Here is a 19,278-nt window from a genome sequence, read left to right as displayed (position 1 = left end):
TCTTCAACGGCACCGTCATATGAACGGACGACATCAACGTATCTATCGCGGACATTTTGTTCTCGTTGATGTAACACGTCGCGATGACGATCTGGTGAACGTCCGCATCACGACCCGAGATATGAAGAGCGGAGCGGCTGGCCCGCTCGAGAATTATTCAGAGATCTTTTCTCTGGACCTCCTTGGCGCTGCTTTGCAAAAGATCAGGACGAAACTCGACCGATGGATTTCTGATCGTGACCGGCAACCGGTCACCTCTGAGGATGAAAGTTCCGTGTGATCATCGTAGCAGTCTGAAAACAGAGGACTGCACAGTTGTTTTCAACGCGGACGCCATTGCGCATCGAGACCATGCGCGTCCGTCTCCTCCGGGCGGTCCCGCACGGACCGCTCTGCGTTCATGCAAGAGGCGAACGGCTGATCAGACCGGGATTCAACTCGATATGGAGCAATACCAGCCACCGTTTCGGGCAATCCTGTGCGATTGAAATGACCCGTGGAGGATTGCCTTCGAGACCGAGATAGCGGTTCTCTGCAGCGAACCGGAATGCCCGGCCAGCGTCATGCCTTATCCAGCCGGCTGCAAGCAATGTCGTCAATGCGCCGAAACTCGTGAATGCAGCAAGCCCGTGTGGCAGATCCGGCATGACGTTGGCCAGCACGAATGCAAGCAGGGTGCTGAGCGCGACGGACAGGCCGAGCAGCTTGAGTTCCCCCTGTACACGAATCGCAGTCTGCCGACGCCTGGCTTCCCGGCGCTTCTCACGACCCGCCCGGTTTGACATCTTCTGTCTCCATCAGACGTTCCGGCGCAACACCTGCACGCTGCGCCGCCGTCTTTTATATGCTGTTCCGGATGACCTCAGGCTACCGTCGCTTTCTCGCAAGGCAGGAACACGGCGTGGACGTCTTCGAGATCACCGCCATGGCGATGCCAGAAATCGCGGACCTTCGTTTCCAGGTCGATCAGTTCGATACAGTGCGGAAAACGATGGTGCACATGTTCGACATGCTCGTGATGGATCCTGTCGCCCTTGATGAATCCCGCCTGTATGCGGTGAAGGAGCGCCTGGTCGATACCGGCGAGCTTGGCGTGGGTAAGCAGGTGGCGCGCCATGCTGGGACGGGACACGCGGTGCCACAACCGGGTCGGGCGCGCCTTTGCCGAATGATGAAAATAGAGACGCAAAGAGATCAGCTTGCTCATGATGGATAGTGGTTTCGTAAATGGGTTACGACTGCACTGCAGCGGCGACGGCGACGCTTTTTCGCCTTGCACGGCGAAGTGCAGGGATATCGGCGAGGCGGATACCTTCCGGCAGGAACAGATGCTTTGAGTGACCCACCCGCTGGGAGCGGTAAATGCCGGTATGCCCCGAGAACAGGTAACTCACCACACACGCGAGCGCCGCGTAGACGCCAATGTGCACGCCAAACAGTTCCATCGCCATGATCGTGGAGGCGATCGGCGTGTTGGCCGCACCTGCGAAGACAGCGACGAAACCTAGACCTGCGAGAACAGGAACCGGCAACGCCAGCACATGACCAAGCGCATTACCCAGCGTCGCACCAATATAGAACAGCGGCGTTACCTCGCCGCCCTTGAAACCCGAGGCCAGCGTAACAACGGTGAAGGCGAATTTCCCCGCGAAGTCGTACACAGGCAGGTTGCCGCGAAACGCCGCCTCAATGGTCGGAATCCCGAGACCCAGGTATTGCGGGACATTCAGCAGCGTCGCCATGATGGCAACAACGGCGCCGCCCACAAACGGACGCATCGGCGCCCAGGTGAGCTTGCGTTTCATCAGCGCCGACAATGCGTGGGTAGAGTCGGCAAACAGCATGCCGACCACGCCGAAGAGCATCCCCGCCACAACGGACGAGCCCAGACCAAGCGCTGTGACCGGCGGCAGGAACGGGATCGAATAGACCGTGTGATGGATGCCCCACAACCGGCATACCTGATCGGCCACGACCGACGAGGCGAGACAGGCGAGAAGCGCGTCATAACGGAGCCGGCCGATCGCCAGTACCTCGAGTCCGAAGATTGCGCCGGCCAGCGGCGTGCCGAAGACCGAGGAGAATCCGGCGGCAATGCCACCCATCAGGAGAATGCGCCGGTCCTCGTTATCGAGCCCGAAGAGGTGGGTGACCTGGTCAGCCAGTGCACCACCCATCTGCACAGCGGTACCCTCGCGGCCCGCGGAGCCGCCGAAAAGGTGCGTGACCACGGTGGCGGCGAGGACTAGGGGTGCCATCCGCTTGGGCACAATCTTCTGCGGATCGTGCACCTCGTCGATCAGCAGATTGTTGCCACCCTCCACCGGTTTGCCAATGCGGAGATAGACCCAGCCTGTCATCAGACCGGCAACGGGAAGAAGCCAGAGTAGCCAGGGATGCCCAGTTCGGGTGTCCGTCGCGAGATCGAGGGAGAAGAGAAAGAAAGCCGACGCTGAACCAGCCAGCGCGCCGAGTAGACATGAGAGTAGCAGCCATCGCCCGAGATAGGGCACCATGGCAAACTGCTCGACAGATTGAAGACGCTTCATGATTTCCAGATTTGACAGATATCAAACCTGGGTGGCAGGACGCCACTACAGACGGCCTACGACCTCCCGCACCCAGGAACTCGTAGGCATCATCAGCCGGTCGACCCGGCGGTTGTTCGGAGGAATGCCATCTCCGGGGAGCGATTGTAAGCGAAAATATTTTCGCAGCGCAACAATGTTATTGCGACGGACATCCCATAGCGTGGCGTAAAACTGACTATGACCTACGATCCAACGAACATTTTTTGCCGGATTCTTCACGATGAAGCTCCCTACGTCGGAATTATGGAGACTGCTCATACGCTGGCATTCATGGACGTCATGCCCCAGGCCGACGGTCATGTCCTGGTGATTCCGAAGGAACCCGCGGCGATGATCTTCGATCTGTCGGAGCAGCGGCCGCCGCGTGCATGGGTACCGTCCGGACGGTCTCGAGAGCGGTTCGCGCCGCATTGCAGCCGGACGGTCTGCTGATCGCACAACTGAACGGAGAAGCCGCCGGACAGACCGTGGCACACGTGCATTTTCACGTCATCCCGCGGTGGAAAGACGTGCCGTTGCGGCCGCACGGGCAGGTGCCCGCCATCGCCGCCGACCTGGAAGCATTGGCCGAACGAATCCGGCGGGAGCTTTGAGGCCGGATGCGGACCCGGTACCGGAGCCGCCTGTGATCGGCTAGAAAAGCGTCAGGGCGAGGATCGCAATCAGCAGGGCGCCGATGAGTGCAAGGTAGAAGTTGAGGTTGCCCGACTGCAGTGCGCGCAGGCGTTCTGCGCACCACTCGACTACGTGGGTGGCCGGCACGAACAGGTGCCGGTCAAAAATGTCGGTCACCTCATGCGAGAACACCAGTCGCTTGATGAAATATTCCCGCACTTCGTGTTCGCGCTCCGTGCTCATCGTCGGCTGGTAGATGAAACTGTAGAACGTGCGCATCGCATTCGAGAAAGTCAACGGCGTCGTCACCGCGTCGCGCCCCTCCTTCATGCCGCCATACCAGACCGCGGAGCGCCGCACAGGAAAGCGCCGCCTGACCGCCCATAGCAGGGTCAGCGGCAGCAGCGCCAGCAACGGCATCACGATGATCAGTTTTGATGGCGAGATGAAGGCGAACCTGTCGGTGAGCGGCACCAGCAGCCAGCCGGCCACCATGGCATGCGGACTGTTGGCGCCGAAGATGGCCTGCGAGCCTGTGGCCAGCGCGTTGAGCCAGAGCGGTGCGCCCACGGCGACGGCCAGAATGCAGATCCCGAGTACGCCGACCGCTACCGTCCAGCGCCGCGGAATTGGCCGCACATAATCGACGTCGTTAATGCCGAGCAGTCCCAGCCCGACCAGCTTGACAAACGTCGCGAGCGAAACGGCTGCCGCGAGCGCAAGACCGGCGCCCGCCAGAACAAGCGCCAGACGCCCGGTAAATGCCGCGAGGTGGAACCCCTGAAAAACCGTCTGGAAGACATACCACTCGCTGACGAACCCGGCCTGCGGAGGAACGGACGCGAGGCTCATGCCGGCGAACACCGCGCCCAGACCAAACAGGAAGCCAGCCCGTTTGATCCACCCGCGCTGGACGATATCGTACGAATCCGACGACGCGTGAACGCCATCGGCCGCGAGAAAGAGCGCGCCCTTCGATACCGAATGTCCCGCCAGATGCAGCAACGCGACCGTCCAGGCAAGACCCGCGAGTTCGTTGAGCTGGTCGCTTCGGAAAAGTGCCGTGACACCCAGCATGGCCACGGCGACCGATGCGTTCTCCGCGGACGAATAGCTGAGCAATGTGCGCCAGTCATCCTGCTGAAACGCAAAAAGAATGGCCAGAATTGCGCTGATCACGCCGATGGTGATCGCAACGATGCCCAGACCTCCGGCAGCCGAACTGTCAGTCGCCATTCCGAGCCAGCTGTTCCAGCCGCGACTTAACGCAAAATAGGCGGCATTCAGGACGACACCAGAAAAAAGCGCACCGGTCGCCCCGCTGCCCGCCCCATAGGCGCGCGGAAACCATTCGTAGAAGGGCATCAGCCCGAGCTTGGCACCGAATCCGATCAACAGCGCAATGCCGACGATCCACGCGAGCGGACCCGGGATCGCGGTCGAATTCAGTTCGAACCGGTCAAACCCCGGCGAGGCCGCCGCATGACCGAGCAGCAGCATGCCGAACAGCAGGGCGACCGCACCGACTTCGAGGAGCGCCAGCATGAAAAGCACCGGTTTTCCGTCGCCGTCGCTGGCGTGCTCGCCTGCAAGCATGAGTGCGCCACCGAGACTCATCACCTCCCAGGCGACGAGCATCGACATGGCGTCCTGAAGACCGAAGACGCCTAGCGCACCGAGCAGGCTGAACGCCGCACCGGCAGTCCAGATTCCGGGGCGCCGTCCGAGCGGTGACCCCAGCCCGCATGCGAAGGCAGCCGGAACCAGCCCGAATCCGAAAAGCCAGAGCGCTGCCGGCGGAAGTGCAAAGGTAACAACCTCCGATGCGAGCGATATCTTGAGACTCGCGCCGGCTAGCGCCCGCGGCAACGCCACCAGACATCCGACGACCGCCACCACACAGCCAAGCGACAGCAGCGCGCGGGCAACCAGAGGAAGCCGGATAAACAGTGAAACAAGCGCTGCCAGGCCCCACAGGACGGCAGCGGCGGCAATGAGATCAGCGCTCAAGGCGGCCTCCTTTCATCCGTTGCTCCGCCCGGTGCAGTACCATCAGCAGCGCGTGAATGATCGCGGCCGGGTTCGGAGGACACCCGGGAAGATAAATATCTACCGGCAATACTTCGTCGAGTCCATTGCCGCATGCGTAGTTGCCACCCGAGACGCCGCCCGATACCGCGCATGTACCCGTCGCGATCACCCATTTCGGTTCCGGCATGGCCTGCCAGGCTTCCAGCAACGGCCCTTTCATTGCATGCGTGACGGGGCCGGTCACCAGCAGCACGTCCGCAAACCGCGGCGAAGCCGTGAAGAAAATGCCAAGGCGGTGCAGGTTGTAGAAGGGATTATTGAGGGCCTGCAATTCGGATTCGCAGCCATTGCACGAGCCCGCGTCGACGTGGCGCACATGCAGGCTACGGTGAAAGGGGCGTCTGTCCTGGGCATCAGCGCGCGGCTCTGGCAGTTGTGCGCGCGGTGCCACCCAATGCAGATCCTCACGGCGCGCGACGCCCACCGCCCAGTCGTCAGAAGGCAGAAAGGCACCCGTTGGGCACACTTCGGTACAGCGCTGGCACACGATACAGCGCCCCCAGTCCACTTCCGGTGCGCTGTGCGTTTGCCCGGCACCAGCCGGATCACGTCCAGCCCCGGTGATCGTTTGTGTGACGACCTCATCATGAGCTGCGACTGGCGTGTCGACGAAAGAGATCGCATGAGTCATGCAAACGTCTGCACACGCGGCGCATCCTGGACGGCAGCTCGCCGGGTCATAGCGCGGCATGCCCAGCAAACCCGTCTGTCCATGATCCTCGCCCTTCAGCGGCCATTCGGTGCTGGCATTGCCAGAGTGCAAACCGAACCATGTCCATAGCGACATACGTGCCCTCGACTATCGTGCACAACCGGCGATGGTCAAGCCGAAGCTTGCCTCGTTGATTGCGTAGTCCATCATGTTGCTGTCATTCGCGGTGAACTGGAATGCATTCCAGTTCGAGTAGGACGCAGACTTGATCTTCGTCCGCGCGATCCGGCCAGTGGCATCGAAGTGCACGGCGTAAAGAACCGTCCCGCGCGGCGACTCGGCCCAGCCCACGCCTTCGCCATGCGGCGGCGGTTCGCAGCGCGCTATGAGCGCGCCACTGTCTACGCCGTGCTGCGTCGCCCTGTCGAGCAGATCCACGCTCGCGCGTAACTCCCCAATGCGCACCTTCATCCGGGCGAACGCATCCCCGTCTGCGTGCGTCGCCACCACCGGCTTCAGTTCATCGTAGGCCGCATACGGGTGATCGCGCCGGAGGTCGCGATCGATGCCCGAGGCCCGTTCTATGGGGCCCGACGCACCCTGGTCGAAGGCAAGCTGCTGGCTCAGTGGCGCAGTAGAGATCAGGCGATCGACATGGCTTGTCGTGCGCTCGATGAGCGAGATGTAGCGATCGAATTCGCCGTGCAATGCGTCGAGCCCTTCCGCAACGGCGAGCATGTCAAGCTCCCGCCGCACGCCACCGGGGCAGATCACGCTTCGCAGAAAGCGGCTACCCGAAGCGCGAGCATTCATCTGCTTGGCCCGCTCCTCCAGCAGCTTGCCTTCAGCTTCGCCAACCTTCAGCGTTGTCGTGTGGCACAGATGTCCGAGGTAATGGAGATGATTGTAGATACGCTCGAGTTCGGCCGCGACCACGCGAATCCATCTGGCGCGCGGCGGGACTTCGCATGCGCAGGCATCTTCCACCGCCTGCGCGAATGCGAGCGCATGCGCGACGCTGCCGACGCCCGACACCCGTTCTGCCACGATGACGCCGCCCATGGCATCCTGCGACTCAAACTGCTTCTCCATACCGCGATGCTTGAGAAAAAGATTCGGCTGATAGTGGAGAATGCCTTCACCGATGTAATAGAAAATGAACTGCGCGGACTCCAGCACGTCGGCGCGGATTGGCCCAAAAGGCAGCAGTTGCACATGCTTGCCTGAGACTTGCGGCAGGGACGGCGCCTTCAATGTGCGATGCGCGTGAAGGGTTGACTCGCCTGCGGGCCCGAGCGGCAATCCGTCAAGCGATGGTGTGCCGGCAGTGACCAGCCTTTCTGGCTGGGGGTGCCCGGAAAACTCGAGGCCGCTCAGTTCCATCATTTCCCGCTCATACCAGCCGAGCAACGGTGACTTGCCCGCCAGACTCGGCACGGCCGCATCACCTGGGCTGACCTGCCATGCCCCGAATTCGCGTTGCCCCGGTATGGTCGCGATATAACGAAGCTCCGGCGTTCCTCCCGGCTCCGGAAACCACGCGTAGGCCATCTGAATCCTGCCGCCGCCGGCTAGCAGTTCATCAATGGTTCTGCCGAGCCGGGGGGCCGGAATGGTCTGCAGGGCGCAGTTATTCATGGCGCACTCCTCGCGAGATCAGCGGCTACTGTTTCGAAGAAATGCCAGAGTCCCTGCGGCCACCAGAGTCCAAAGATGAGGACGGGCAGCAATGCGAGCCACATGGGCAAGGTCATCCACACGCTGGGCTGAAGATCTCCTGCAGGCGACGCAGGCACCGCAGGAGGTCGCTCCACAATGTCTGATTCCTCCTCACGGGAGGCAGCCGGGGGCGCTTGCACACTGGGCGCAGCAAAATACATCATCCGGAAGTGGTTGAGAAAGCCAATGAAGATGACAATCAGCAGGATCAGCAACACGAACACCGCCCATGCATTGGGTGTCGCCAGCCCTGCGCGCATCAGCGTGAATTCACTCACGAAAAGTCCGAAAGGCGGCGCCCCGGTAATGGCCACCGCGCCGGCCAGCCACAGCGCCCCCGTGACCGGAAAGCGCGTCCAGACGCCCCGGATTTCATCGATGTCCTTGGTGCCGAACAGGCGCATCACATTGCCCGCGCCAAAGAACATCAACGATTTGTTCAGCGAGTGATTCAGCATGTGATAGAGCACGGCGGCGATCGCGAGCGGACCACCGAAACCAAAACCCATCGCGAGCACCCCCATATGCTCGACGCTCGAATAGGCCATCAGCCGTTTGATACCGCGCTGGCGCACGATAAAGAGCGCAGCCACAAAAAGGGAAAAGGCACCGAAACCCACCAGAACGGTGCGCGGCAACAGGGACGAACTCGCGGCGTCCGTGATCGTCAGAAAACGCGCGACGCCAAGCATCGCGGTATTGAGCAGTGCCCCCGAGAGCATGGCTGACACCGGAGCCGGACCTTCACTGTGCGCGTCAGGCAACCACGTGTGCATGGGCGCAAGCCCCGCCTTCGTGCCATATCCGACCAATACAAGGAGAAACGCCATCTGGACGAGCGCGGGATTCATCTGTGGCGCAGCATGCCTGAGCGCGCCCCACGTGATGTCGTAGGTTGGCCCGATCACGAGGCTGCCGGCCCAGTAGAACAGCACCGTACCCAGCAACGCGAGACTGATGCCGGCTGAGACCACGATGATGTATTTCCACGCCGCTTCGATCGCCTCTTGCCCTTTTTCGAATCCGACGAGAAAGGTGCTGACCAGTGTCGTCAGTTCTATTGCGATCCAGTACACGCCGATATTGTTCATCAACGGACCGCAGACCATTGTTCCGGCGAACGCAGCAAACAGTGCGTAAAACTGCGGCAGCCGTTCATGCTCCTCGGCGAGCAGCCGCATGTAGCCGATTGCATAGACCGAAGCAAGAAAGTAGACGATGGCGGTGCACACAAGTGTCCACGCGCCGAGCGCGTCGATCACCACGTAGCCGTGGAGGAATTCCCGCGGACCATCGCGCGTGAACGCCAGTATCAAGGCCGCACCCAGGCAGACCGCAGCGGCCAGCAGGTTCACATATTCGCCGAGGTGACGCACACGGATCACTACACTGACGAGTGCTGCGATGAAAGGCGCGGCAACCATGACGAGGATCAAGCCAGCGGTCATGGTCACCCCACCAGGCGCCGCAGTTCGCGGCTGCTTGTACTGCCGACCTGGGCGACAAGGTATCGCACAAGGACGCCGAAGCACACGACGATGACCAGCAAGTCGAAGAGCAGCACGAGCTCGATCAGCATCGGCATGCCTGGCACCAGGATCTGTGAACCCAGAAAAATCCCGTTTTCGAGAATCAGCAGACCCAGCACCTGACTGATTGCCTCATGCCGGACAGCCAGCATCAGAAAGCCGATCAGCTTCATCGACAGCATGACGGTCAGCGCCAGAACGACGACAGTGCCCCCAAAACCCAGCACATTGCCGAGGTGATTCGAAATGACAAAGGCGAACAGCACAAGGAGGGCGCCAGCCACGAGACTCGAACTGGGTTGCAGCACGACGTGCAGTTCACGCTCGACCTCCAGGCGCACGATGATCCGCCAGATCAGGTAAGGCAGGAGCATGCCCCGGAATACCGCAGTCAGTACGGCGATGTAATAGAGCTCGTGGTAATTGCCGTAGTAGCCAACGGTGCCAGACAGTAAGGCGATCAGCCATGACTCGGCCGTGAACGCTAGCAGATAATCCTTCAGCCAGCGCGAGCCGAGCATGACAAACGCGAGAAGCAGGCTACCAATTGCCAGAAGACTGAAAAGCGACGCCGCGAGGGGACTCAGATGCGCTAGTAGCATGGCTTCACCTTAACTGGTTCGCAGCGATCGCGAGCACCGCCAGCATGAACGATGCGGCAAGTGGCTCCTGGTACCGGAAAAAGCGCAGTCTCGACTGCGCGGTCTCGACGATGACGACCGCAATGACGACGACCAGCATCCGCGCAAAAAGCCCTGCAGCCGCGCCGGCTGCACCCAGCGCGGTGCCATGTTGCGACAGCCCCCACGGCAGTGTCAGTACGTTGCAGAAGATGGTGTAGAGGATGAACTGCTTCATCATGGATGCCCATTTGAGCAGTCCCAGCAAAGGCCCGGAATATTCAAGGATCCGGGCCTCCTCGATCATGTAGACCTCGATATGCGTGCTGGAATGAATCGGCAACCTGTCGGTTTCGACCAGCAGCAGAACGAAGAATGCGAACACGAGAAACAGATGAGCCGGACTCCAGTACACCGAAGGATTCTGCACCAGCAGATGATTGACAACGAAGGGCAGCATCGCCTTGGCGAGCAGCGTGATACCCACAAAAACGAGAATGAGAGTAGGTTCAGCAAGGATGCCGAGCATGACCGAACGCGACGATCCGATGCCCCCGTAGGCGCTGCCCGAATCGAGGCCCGCCAGGATGATGGCGAATGAACCAAGAGTGAGAATAAGACCGCCACCGAGGATGTCGCCCATGTCAGAGAGCGGCAGCGGAAAGTCGGTGAGTACCGGAATCAGGATCGGGACCGTCAGCATGCAGGTAAATGCAAGAGGCGGCGCGACCCAGTAAATCCATGACGCGGTTTCCGGAACCACGAGCTGCTTGTGAAACAGCTTCCAGAGGTCACGGTACGGCTGGAAAAGCCCCGGCCCGCGCGAACGCTGGATCCGCTCCTCCCATTGCAGAATGAAGCCCTGCAGCAAAGGCGAAAGCGCAATGACGGTCACCACCTGCGCGATCTGCAGAAGAATGTCACGCATGTTTACGTGCACTCGGCCGCATCACCGCGCGGAGTCGTGCCGCTCCCGTTGCGTTCACGTGACAGTTGGCAACTGATGGCACATCCCATTTTTCTTCGCTTCCTCGTGGCGTTCATACGCCCGGGATGCCATCAAGTCAGAAGCCGGCAAAACGACCCTACCGGCCCGGCGCATCCGGGACCTGGTAGGCATCATCAGCCGCAGATTGCTCTACGACGGTTAGGGAGGAATGCCATCTCCGCAAGGTGTCATTGCGAGTATAGATGACCCGTCGCGATCTGCACACCCTCCGCTCATGTTCCCTGCGGATTGCGGTGAAACAACGAGAACTTCTTCGGGTGATGCTGCGGATCGTCTACCCCCAGCAGGCCATACTCGATGGGCGAACGGGTATAAAAGACGTGCACCCGTTCAGCCTTGACGACGTCAAGCAAGCGTTGTGCCTCTGCTTCCGTGACGGCGAGAATGATCTGGACCGGCTGGTCATTGAGTTTGAGCATATGCGCTGCGTGATGCGCACCCGCGTGGCCGATACCCTCGCTGCCACTGATCACCGTAGCGCCATGGATACCCAGCTCCTTCACCTCGTGCAGCAGCCATTCGCAGATCGTTCTGTGTCCGTGCCGCTTATTCTGCTCGGTATAGAACGTGAGTAGAAAGCCGTTCATGCGAACCTCCCCTGACGGGCGGCCTCCCTTGTTGGAGACCACGGTCACGAGGCGATAGAAACGGGCGCCGCGATTTGCGACGCCCCGCTCACCAGACCGTATTTCATTCTAATGCACCTTTACCCGGACAGGTAAATTGTGCAATGCACTCAAAGGTTTGCCATAGTAAAGCGCCAATTTGTAGCCGTCTCAGCGGGGATGCGCAAACGCCCTGGCGCCGGCGAATACCGCCTTATCTCCAAGCATTTTTTCGATCTCGAGCAGCCGGTTGTATTTGGCCACACGCTCTCCCCGGGCCGGTGCGCCTGACTTGATCTGCCCACAGTTCAATGCCACTGCGAGATCCGCAATGCTCGTGTCCGGGGTTTCGCCCGAGCGGTGCGATACCAGACAGCTGTAGCCCGCGCCGAACGCCATCTGTGCGGTATCCATCGTCTCCGTGACGGTCCCGATCTGGTTGAGCTTGATCAAGATGCTGTTGCAACAGCCCTCCTCGATCCCGCGCTTGAGGAACTTCCGGTTGGTGACAAACAGGTCGTCCCCAACGATCTGCACCCTGTCACCCAGTTCCTTCGTAATCAGCGCAAAGCCCGACCAGTCACTGTCGGCTAGCGGGTCTTCGAGCGAAACCAGCGGATACGCGTCGGCCCACGCTTTCCAGTAGCCGATCATCTCCGGCGTCGCGAGCGTGACGTTATCGCGTACCAGGTGATAGGCGCTGTTTTCGTAAAAGGAACTGGCGGCCGGGTCCAGGCCGATTGCAATGTCTTCGCCTGGCCGGTAGCCGGCACGTTCGATTGCACGCATGATCGCATCCATGGCGGCGACGTTCGATTCGAGCTGGGGCACAAACCCGCCTTCATCGCCGACGTTGGTCGATACGCCCATTTCCGAGAGGACGTCGCGCAGCGCGTGATAGGTCTCTGCGCCGTACCGGTAGGCTTCGCGAAATGTCGGAGCGCCGAGGGGTACCAGCTTGAATTCCTGTACGTCGGGGCCGTTGGCGGCATGCTTGCCACCGTTCAGGACATTGAACATCGGCACGGGAAGGACATGCGCATCCGCCCCGCCGAGGTACTGGAAAAGCGCGAGTCGTTGCGACTGTGCGGCCGCTCGCGCGCAGGCGAGCGATGCGCCAAGGATCGCGTTTGCGCCAAGCCGGCTTTTCGATTCCGTGCCATCCAGCTCGATCAGCGTCTCGTCGATCCTGCGCTGATCCAGGGCGTCAAGGCCGCTCAGCGCACTGGCGATCTCACCATTGACATTCGCAACTGCCTTGAGCACCCCTTTTCCACCGTAACGCGATGCGTCACCATCGCGAAGCTCGACCGCTTCGAATTCGCCCGTGGAGGCCCCCGACGGGACGGTAGTCTGCCCGAGCGTGCCATCGTCGAGCGTCACGGTTACCTCGACCGTGGGATTGCCGCGTGAGTCGAGTACTTCGTCCGCAGTAAGCGCTGCAATTGCAGGTTGGCTGGCCATGGTTCTAACTCCGTCAGGCGGGGGGACCGCCGGGTTAAAGGATGCTGGATTCTGCCGGATGCGGGAGGTCGAGAAAGCACCGGCCAAGCGGGCGCACGTCCGCGTCGAACCAGTAGACAAGCGGGATGCCGTTGGGAATATCGAGATGCGCAATCTCTGCGTCGGGAATATCGTCGAGCACCTTCACGAGTGCGCGAAGGCTGTTTCCGTGTCCGCAAACCAGTATTCGCATACCCGAGCGGATAGAGGGTTTGAGCATCTCCTCCCAGAACTCGCATACCCGCACCGTGGTGTCGGCCAGCGACTCCGTACGGGGTAGACGGGCCCGCCCGACGCGTTCATATCGCCGGTCGCCAGTCGGATCACGAGGGTCATTCTCAGGGAGCGGATGGGGTCGCGCGCGAAAGGAACGGCGCCATTCCAGCACACGTTGTGACCCATGCAGGGCAATGACTTCATCATGGGTGTGAGCGGTGAGATCGCCATAGTGGCGCTCGTTCAGACGCCAGTCGGTGAACACGGGGAGCCACGCCTGATCGAGGGCCTCCAGCATCAGCCATTGCGAACGGATGGAGCGCTTCAGTAGGGAGGTGAAAGCCAGATCGAACGTCCACTTTTCCTGTGCGAGGGCTTCCCCCGCCCGACGCGCCTGCTGCTCGCCACGCGTCGTGAGGTCAACGTCAGTCCACCCGGTGAAACGGTGCTCCCGGTTCCATAACGATTCGCCGTGACGTACGAGCACCAGAGAAAGCGCGCCCCGGCGATCGGTGTGCGGCGAGCGTATCCCGGACGAAACGTCCCCCGGCGCGCTATTGCCAGGCATGTTCATGCTTCCGGTCCGATAAAAAGGTGGTCGATAGCTGCGACGTCGTCTTCTCGCGGTTGCTGCAGGAGCAAGAACCGCGTCTGCGGCTGAGGATCATCGGTCGGGACATCACCCGGCTCCCCCCTCAGGGCTGGAGGGTTCAGCGAGTTCGGCGGGTCCAGCAGGTGCTGGAGGCTCACCTAGCACCTCGAACTCCACCGGACACCGCGTGTAGAAAAGACGGACCCCTGCCGGGCGCAGGCGTTCGAGTAGCGCATCTATCTGCGGGTCGGGCGCGGCTACCATCACGGCGACCGGCTGGTCGGCGAGTTCAATGAAGCGTGCGGCGTGATACCTGCCCTGCGCGTCGATCGCTTCACTGACTTCCGTGACCGTTGCGCCATGAATGCCCGCCTTCGCGACCTCGTCGAGCACCCAGTCGACTATCGTCTTGTGTCCCTTGCGATGACTCTGGTTGGCTGCATAGAGCGTGAGCTGGCTGCCCTTCATGTCGGCGCCCTCCGTGGCAAATCGGTAAAGGTCCAGCACTCAAGGCGCACTGAAAGAATCGCAAGCCTGCGCGATGAGCGGGTGCGAACATGGTCTGCTTGCGAGCGGGGAAGACGGACTGGGGAAGGCGGATGCATCGAAGCCAGACCTGAAAAAGGTTTTTCAAATCCGGGGAGCAGAATGCTGCGGGACAAACCTACAGCATCCTGACCCAGGAATCTGTAGGCATCATCAGCCGGCTGAGCGGCGGTTAGGGAGGAATGCCATCTCCACACAGGCAGTGTAGCATGGTGTGGCTGACTCGCGTTAAGGGTCGGGCTGCCATGTTTTTCGACACGTCCGATCTTCCGTACACCCTTGTCTGTCAATCCCGCGATGGTCGAATCACTTTTCGCAATTGGGCTTGGTGGCGCCACGGGATCGCTGATCCGATGGCGCCTTGGCCTGCTGCTCAATGCCGTTCACCCCGACTTCCCGATCGGCACCCTCGTCGCGAATCTGAGTGCCGGCTACATCATCGGTGCTTCCATCGCGTTCTTCATCAGGCATCCTTCCGTGTCCGGTGACTGGAAGCTGTTTGTCCTCACGGGATTGATGGGCGGACTCTCGACCTTCTCGACGTTTTCTGCGGAGGTCACCACCCACATGCAGCAGGGACGGTTCGGCTGGGCTTTCGCGGAGATCGTCATTCACGTCGGTGGATCGCTGCTCATGACAACGCTCGGTCTCCTCACCATTTCGTTGCTCACGGTTTAGTCTGGCCCGGATGGCACACGACAACCTGTCAGGTATCCGGCTGGTGAGCCTGCGCCAATGCGTTCGTCATGCCTCCGATCTCCCCGCGCAGCGTTTTCTGCAGCGATTCAAACTCCCGAACAAAGTCCTCTCCGAGCGAGCCATACCCCGAAAGCGTCGCCGGCGACATCTCTTCGAGCGCTATATCGAGAAACTGGAGGTCGACTGCGAGGGCGTGCGAAGAAAGCACCTGCTGAGCCGGCAGGTCAAGCCCCCATCTTGTGCCAAACGCATCCAGATGCCGCCTGAACCGGGCGACACCTTCCAGCACCGAGGCAAGTCCGGCTTGCGGCACGTCCAGTTCATACCGGTAAAACAGCCTGCTGGTACGGGTAATCCCACAGGCAGCCTGCGTCTTCGCAAGTAACTCGTCGAGATAGACAAAGTGAGCCGCGAGTGCGCGTCGAACACTGTTTTCCACGCCATCCATTGCTCTTCTCCTGAAGTTTTCTGGCTCCGGCACAAGCGGGGCGCATTTGTATCGCGCGAACCGCCAGACGCCGGGATTCACGCTCCATGCACGGCGCCGCCCACCAGTCGGTACCCTACTGCCAGTGACACCATCTCCCAGCCGGCACACCATCCTGCCGCTGCGATCAGTGCCGCGACGCCTGCCCCCGTGTCGACGCCGGCACTCTCCGGCAGGAAAGTTTCCAGATAGGTCAGGAGGTGCCGGTCCAGCGCCTGGAGCGCGACAAGCTGCCGCTCCAGCGCGGAAACATCAAATGGTGCGCCGCCTGCGAGCAGCGCCGCATCGGCATGGGTTCTACATAACGGCCCGGTCGCAGAACTCACACACGCACTGCAAACGAAAGGAGACCAGTGTTCGAAGCTGTCGTTCAGGAGCGATTGCAGCCGCTCCAGACTGTGCGGCAGCGTGAGCCATTCACGCCGGACCAGTCCGGTGGAGTGTTCGTTCAGTCCGAGCTCGCACATCGGGCAGGGCTCTTCGCTGCAAACGGATTGACCGTAACTGACGTCTGTCGATGCGCAGCGTCGCAAGACGATAATCGCATTCTGTATCGTGCGCTGATAGAGCAGACCTGCGGTATTCAGTCCAGCGCGCGGAATGCTGGCGCAAACCGCAAGCAGCCCGAGCGTATGGCGCTGACAAAAACCCCAACGCTCGATCGCACAGTCCAGCATGCCGTTGCTGCCAGTGGACGGGTGCCGGATAAACCGCCTGAAGAACGCCAGTTCACCATCGGAAAACGGCTGACACGGGAACAATGGTTGCGACATATCGGAACCTGCGAGCATAAAAAAGCCTACGCGGCGCGTCGGGACGCGCTGGCGTAGGCATCATCAGCCGGTCGTGCCCGGCGGTTCGATCGGAGGTATGCCATCTCCGTGAAATTACCCGCAGTCTAGCAGGGATATCGACCGGGGATTCTGCGCTTTAGGGGGACGCTGCACTCCGCCAGATCGCGGCGCCCCGCTTTCGGGCGACCATACAGAAGCCAATTGCGAAATGTTGCCGACGGTCATAGAATCGGAATATTGATGCGGAGATGGCATTCCTCCGAGCCAACCGTCGCAGTCCTGCGACTGATGATGCCTACGGTCCCTGGACGGGGAACGGTAGGCGCATTTCTGGCGTCCCCGTCCGGGCTTGCGCGTTTTTTTGCAGGCTCGGCATCTGATGTTTTTCCCCAGTAATTTCACCATTGATCTGGTTACCGTTCCGGTCGCCATTTACCGGCCATGCCATATGGCGGGCGCCGGAGAAGGCGTTTGTGCTGCGGCGCGCCCGGTTCAGCGGAGTGGCGCGTGAATTCCGCAGCGAAGCCACTAACCGGAGCGCCTCTTTCGGACGGCGAGGTCGACTTTCTGTGGTGGTTCATTCAGGGCAGCCTGATGGACGCCGATGTGCGTGCACGCCTGCACCTGCACTGGGGGTTATGCGCGCGTCATAGCCTCGCGTTTTTCGTCGTTGAATCGTCCTTCCGTCCCCACCTGATACACGGCTGCACGATCCTCTATAGCGAGCTGATGCGCCGGGCGGCGAAGCATCTGAGTGACGAAGGAATCCACAGTCTGATTCCCGACCGTCTCGCCCTTCACTTCCTGCGTACGACCGGCCCCTGTCACATCTGCGATCTCGGTTACGGCCCTCACTCCCCCGGCAATGCCCCGCGCGAACGGCTCGATCAGGGCCGGGATATGAGTTCGGCCACGCGGTTCGCGAGCGAAAACCGGAGTGGCTGGCGACCGCATGTCTGTGGAATATGTTCTGGAAGCGGATCCGCGGCATTGTGCCGGCCCCATCTCATTGCTGCGATGGAAGCCGATGGAGGAAAGTGCGCAGGAGAACAACGCGAGTTGGTAAAAAACATCTCGTCGCACATGGACCGTTTCGACAATTCGTTTCGCTGGGAACAGCGGGGTACCGATACCGCTGAGGACCGCGGCGCGCTCATCGCAGCCATAGGCTGGTGCAGTGGCTGGCGCAGCCTGCTTGATGGTCCCTTAGGTGATCTGACCGCAGACGCGGCCGCGGAACAGCCCACCCGCTCACGCGGCGGCCGCGCCGGTGAGCAGGAGATCGCATTACCGGAGCGGCCTCCGACAAGGAATACCGGAGGCTCCGATGGGCGTTGATCGCCGCAGCAGCTTTCCTCCTGAGTACACCGAGCGGGTCCTCTGTACGTTCCGGCTGATCGATGACCTGCTCAACCGATGCGTGCGTACGTTGGACCCCGAGGTACTGTGTTCGCCATTTTCCGCCCACACGGCGGATGTCACGGCAGCGCGCCATGCGGTCGTCGCAGATCATTGCAGTCATGCACGCGGCGTCATGTCGGGAATGCTGGAACGCCAGCACATTCCACCACCGGTTCCGTCGACCAGCGCGCAACGCTGCGCGAGAGCCTTGGTCGATGAGGCACTGGTTGCTGCTGCGGGGCTCAATCCCCGCACGGGTTCCACTTCCGGTGCGCTGAACGCACAGCAGGAGGAAGACGCGTGCCGCATTGGCACGCATGCCAGCTTTACCCACCAAACATTACGCTGCCGAACTGCAGCGTCAACTGCGCGGCCTGCTCGGCCATGAGCAGATCGTCACGCAAGCCTACGGACGTCACCTGCTGATCAAACGTCTGGACGATGAGGACCCGACCGTGGTGGCGCGGCTGACCGAGCTTGGCCGTAATCGTTATGGCGCGGCCTTTCGCAGCCATAGTGGACGTTGGGAACCTCTGCCAGGCGCCGGGTCGCTCGACAAGATGGCACAGCTGGTCGTCACGCTCCTGGAGCCGTATTTGCAACCCGATAATTAACGTGCCTAATTATTAAAGTTATTTAGGTGATGTTGTACTAGGGCCGAACAGGCCTGGTTTGCCGAGGAAAGAGGCTCTGAACGCGCGTTGAGACCCTACGCCATTCGCAACGTTCCTCTCTTGGCCCTGCCGTCTTTGGGCGTCAGGTTCAGCAGCACCGCGAAGCCCACAACGCCAATCATGATCGCCGCCTCCCCGTACCGGTTGGCGCTGCTCTGGTCGAACATCAGGACATGAATCGCCGCGGCGACTCCAGTTAACGAAACAAATACGGCGGCTGCCGCAACGGCGATACGATCTTCAACGCTGACCATGGCCTTTCTCAAGGACTTGGACAGCTGTGTCGAACGCGCCGCGAACCGCTACGTGCGGATCTTCGTCGGTGCAATGCTCGACCGGGATGAGTCCGTAGTCCCGCGTGATCAGATCAAGCCGCGCGTCGTATAGGCGACGTGCGGGCTGGCCGTTCCACGCTTCGATCGCGAGACGGCAGCCCCCTATGAGCTTCGAAAAGCGGTTCAGGCGTACGAGTTCCACGCTGGCCTCCGCCTCGATTTCCGCCGAGCCGGAAAACCCGAAGTACGCGATCTGCATCCCGATTCCCATCGTACGCCTCCACATAAACGCGGGGCTTCTCTGCGACCACCTTGTCTTCCGCGTTGCAATCTGGCCGTTTAAAATGTCGGTCTCGCCTGCACCAACGAATCCATACTCGTCGTTTTTCCTCCGCACGAGTTGACTTGCATCAAGATGAGATTAAGTACAGTGCGAAATCGCATTGGCATATCGGTCGAACCGCGAGCGAACGCGCCCCAAGGACGAATGCGGGCGACAGCGCAAATGAGTACGAGAAGGCGCGCGGCCGGCGAGAGCGTCACTTCTCGAGGGCGGTTTCAAATCGAAGCGCAACAAGGGGTTTAATGTTTAGCGCCTTGAGGTTGGCTCGCTGAGGCAAGTGTCGCAGCGAAGACCTCGAATGGCGAATGGAACGCGTG

At 60.9% G+C, this 19,278-nt stretch carries 20 protein-coding genes, 2 pseudogenes and 5 riboswitches; of the genes and pseudogenes, 5 read left to right on the top strand and 17 right to left on the bottom strand.

Annotation, left to right across the window (positions count from 1 at the left end):
- Nucleotides 1-19: 19 nt before the first annotated feature.
- A complete protein-coding gene (locus tag AWB81_RS44850) occupies nucleotides 20-280 on the top strand; it encodes a hypothetical protein (protein ID WP_144444167.1) in 261 nt (86 codons plus the stop codon).
- 118 nt (nucleotides 281-398) lie between these two features.
- Here AWB81_RS44850 and AWB81_RS23385 read toward each other — a convergent pair whose 3' ends face one another.
- From AWB81_RS23385 to AWB81_RS23375, 3 genes are all read right to left on the bottom strand, one after another.
- Entirely contained in the window at nucleotides 399-785 is a 387-nt protein-coding gene (locus AWB81_RS23385) for a hypothetical protein (RefSeq protein ID WP_062638933.1), read from the bottom strand.
- 77 nt (nucleotides 786-862) lie between these two features.
- The gene (locus tag AWB81_RS23380; RefSeq protein ID WP_087135145.1) at nucleotides 863-1,207 is read right to left on the bottom strand and encodes a DUF190 domain-containing protein; all 345 of its coding nucleotides are present in this window, start codon (nucleotides 1,205-1,207) and stop codon (nucleotides 863-865) included.
- Between the two features lie 25 nt (nucleotides 1,208-1,232).
- Nucleotides 1,233-2,549, bottom strand: coding sequence for a voltage-gated chloride channel family protein (locus AWB81_RS23375; protein ID WP_062638931.1), 1,317 nt, complete (start codon nucleotides 2,547-2,549; stop codon nucleotides 1,233-1,235).
- A gap of 76 nt (nucleotides 2,550-2,625) precedes the next feature.
- A riboswitch (Fluoride riboswitch) is annotated at nucleotides 2,626-2,693 on the bottom strand.
- A gap of 75 nt (nucleotides 2,694-2,768) precedes the next feature.
- On the opposite strand from AWB81_RS23375, the pseudogene AWB81_RS23370 reads away from it, so the two are divergent.
- A pseudogene (locus AWB81_RS23370) lies at nucleotides 2,769-3,184 on the top strand (HIT family protein).
- Between the two features lie 40 nt (nucleotides 3,185-3,224).
- On the opposite strand, the gene AWB81_RS23365 reads toward AWB81_RS23370, so the two are convergent.
- From AWB81_RS23365 to AWB81_RS23320, 10 genes and pseudogenes are all read right to left on the bottom strand, one after another.
- On the bottom strand, nucleotides 3,225-5,216 hold the full coding sequence (locus AWB81_RS23365) for a proton-conducting transporter transmembrane domain-containing protein (RefSeq protein WP_062638930.1): 1,992 nt from the start codon (nucleotides 5,214-5,216) through the stop codon (nucleotides 3,225-3,227).
- On the bottom strand, nucleotides 5,206-6,084 hold the full coding sequence (locus AWB81_RS23360; RefSeq protein ID WP_062638929.1) for an NADH-quinone oxidoreductase subunit B family protein: 879 nt from the start codon (nucleotides 6,082-6,084) through the stop codon (nucleotides 5,206-5,208). Before AWB81_RS23360 ends, AWB81_RS23365 begins: the two co-directional genes overlap by 11 nt.
- Before the next feature lie 12 nt (nucleotides 6,085-6,096).
- Nucleotides 6,097-7,587 carry a hydrogenase large subunit gene (locus AWB81_RS23355; protein WP_062638928.1) on the bottom strand — a complete coding sequence of 497 codons (1,491 nt, stop codon included), beginning with the start codon at nucleotides 7,585-7,587 and terminating at the stop codon, nucleotides 6,097-6,099.
- Nucleotides 7,588-7,892: 305 nt separating this feature from the next.
- A pseudogene (locus tag AWB81_RS48800) lies at nucleotides 7,893-8,759 on the bottom strand (proton-conducting transporter transmembrane domain-containing protein); the annotation flags it as partial.
- A 359-nt stretch (nucleotides 8,760-9,118) separates the two neighbouring features.
- On the bottom strand, nucleotides 9,119-9,718 hold the full coding sequence (locus tag AWB81_RS23345; protein WP_235025881.1) for a hydrogenase: 600 nt from the start codon (nucleotides 9,716-9,718) through the stop codon (nucleotides 9,119-9,121).
- A gap of 85 nt (nucleotides 9,719-9,803) precedes the next feature.
- Entirely contained in the window at nucleotides 9,804-10,745 is a 942-nt protein-coding gene (locus AWB81_RS23340) for a respiratory chain complex I subunit 1 family protein (RefSeq protein ID WP_062638925.1), read from the bottom strand.
- A gap of 178 nt (nucleotides 10,746-10,923) precedes the next feature.
- Nucleotides 10,924-10,994, bottom strand: a riboswitch (Fluoride riboswitch).
- A 44-nt stretch (nucleotides 10,995-11,038) separates the two neighbouring features.
- The gene (locus AWB81_RS23335) at nucleotides 11,039-11,413 is read right to left on the bottom strand and encodes a DUF190 domain-containing protein (protein ID WP_062638924.1); all 375 of its coding nucleotides are present in this window, start codon (nucleotides 11,411-11,413) and stop codon (nucleotides 11,039-11,041) included.
- Nucleotides 11,414-11,602: 189 nt separating this feature from the next.
- Entirely contained in the window at nucleotides 11,603-12,895 is a 1,293-nt protein-coding gene (gene eno, locus AWB81_RS23330; protein WP_062638923.1) for a phosphopyruvate hydratase, read from the bottom strand.
- 34 nt (nucleotides 12,896-12,929) lie between these two features.
- Nucleotides 12,930-13,724 carry a 2,3-bisphosphoglycerate-dependent phosphoglycerate mutase gene (locus tag AWB81_RS23325; protein ID WP_235025880.1) on the bottom strand — a complete coding sequence of 265 codons (795 nt, stop codon included), beginning with the start codon at nucleotides 13,722-13,724 and terminating at the stop codon, nucleotides 12,930-12,932.
- A 105-nt stretch (nucleotides 13,725-13,829) separates the two neighbouring features.
- Entirely contained in the window at nucleotides 13,830-14,210 is a 381-nt protein-coding gene (locus tag AWB81_RS23320; RefSeq protein ID WP_087135153.1) for a DUF190 domain-containing protein, read from the bottom strand.
- Between the two features lie 215 nt (nucleotides 14,211-14,425).
- A riboswitch (Fluoride riboswitch) is annotated at nucleotides 14,426-14,490 on the bottom strand.
- 95 nt (nucleotides 14,491-14,585) lie between these two features.
- Here AWB81_RS23320 and crcB point away from each other — a divergent pair.
- Nucleotides 14,586-14,966: a fluoride efflux transporter CrcB gene (gene crcB / locus AWB81_RS23315; protein ID WP_062638922.1), complete on the top strand. Its 381-nt coding sequence runs from the start codon at nucleotides 14,586-14,588 to the stop codon at nucleotides 14,964-14,966.
- Nucleotides 14,967-14,994: 28 nt separating this feature from the next.
- Here crcB and AWB81_RS23310 read toward each other — a convergent pair whose 3' ends face one another.
- Nucleotides 14,995-15,435 (bottom strand): hypothetical protein, encoded by a 441-nt coding sequence (locus AWB81_RS23310; RefSeq protein ID WP_062638921.1) that lies wholly within the window; start codon nucleotides 15,433-15,435, stop codon nucleotides 14,995-14,997.
- A 77-nt stretch (nucleotides 15,436-15,512) separates the two neighbouring features.
- The gene (locus AWB81_RS23305) at nucleotides 15,513-16,265 is read right to left on the bottom strand and encodes a hypothetical protein (protein WP_144444166.1); all 753 of its coding nucleotides are present in this window, start codon (nucleotides 16,263-16,265) and stop codon (nucleotides 15,513-15,515) included.
- A gap of 29 nt (nucleotides 16,266-16,294) precedes the next feature.
- Nucleotides 16,295-16,364: riboswitch (Fluoride riboswitch) on the bottom strand.
- Between the two features lie 139 nt (nucleotides 16,365-16,503).
- A riboswitch (Fluoride riboswitch) is annotated at nucleotides 16,504-16,573 on the top strand.
- Nucleotides 16,574-16,775: 202 nt separating this feature from the next.
- On the opposite strand from AWB81_RS23305, the gene AWB81_RS44845 reads away from it, so the two are divergent.
- Nucleotides 16,776-17,606: a hypothetical protein gene (locus AWB81_RS44845; protein ID WP_144444165.1), complete on the top strand. Its 831-nt coding sequence runs from the start codon at nucleotides 16,776-16,778 to the stop codon at nucleotides 17,604-17,606.
- Nucleotides 17,607-17,986: 380 nt separating this feature from the next.
- On the top strand, nucleotides 17,987-18,283 hold the full coding sequence (locus tag AWB81_RS23295) for a hypothetical protein (RefSeq protein ID WP_087135144.1): 297 nt from the start codon (nucleotides 17,987-17,989) through the stop codon (nucleotides 18,281-18,283).
- Nucleotides 18,284-18,378: 95 nt separating this feature from the next.
- On the opposite strand, the gene AWB81_RS23290 is transcribed toward AWB81_RS23295, so the two are convergent.
- Both AWB81_RS23290 and AWB81_RS23285 read right to left on the bottom strand, forming a co-directional pair.
- Nucleotides 18,379-18,597 carry a DUF2964 family protein gene (locus AWB81_RS23290; RefSeq protein ID WP_062638917.1) on the bottom strand — a complete coding sequence of 73 codons (219 nt, stop codon included), beginning with the start codon at nucleotides 18,595-18,597 and terminating at the stop codon, nucleotides 18,379-18,381.
- A complete protein-coding gene (locus tag AWB81_RS23285; RefSeq protein WP_062638962.1) occupies nucleotides 18,584-18,877 on the bottom strand; it encodes a hypothetical protein in 294 nt (97 codons plus the stop codon). Before AWB81_RS23285 ends, AWB81_RS23290 begins: the two co-directional genes overlap by 14 nt.
- Nucleotides 18,878-19,278: the final 401 nt, after the last annotated feature.

Source organism: Caballeronia arationis, from assembly GCF_001544975.2.
GTDB lineage: Bacteria > Pseudomonadota > Gammaproteobacteria > Burkholderiales > Burkholderiaceae > Caballeronia > Caballeronia arationis.
Note: the sequence above shows the minus strand (reverse complement) of the source record. Positions and strands in the feature narration are given on the sequence as shown.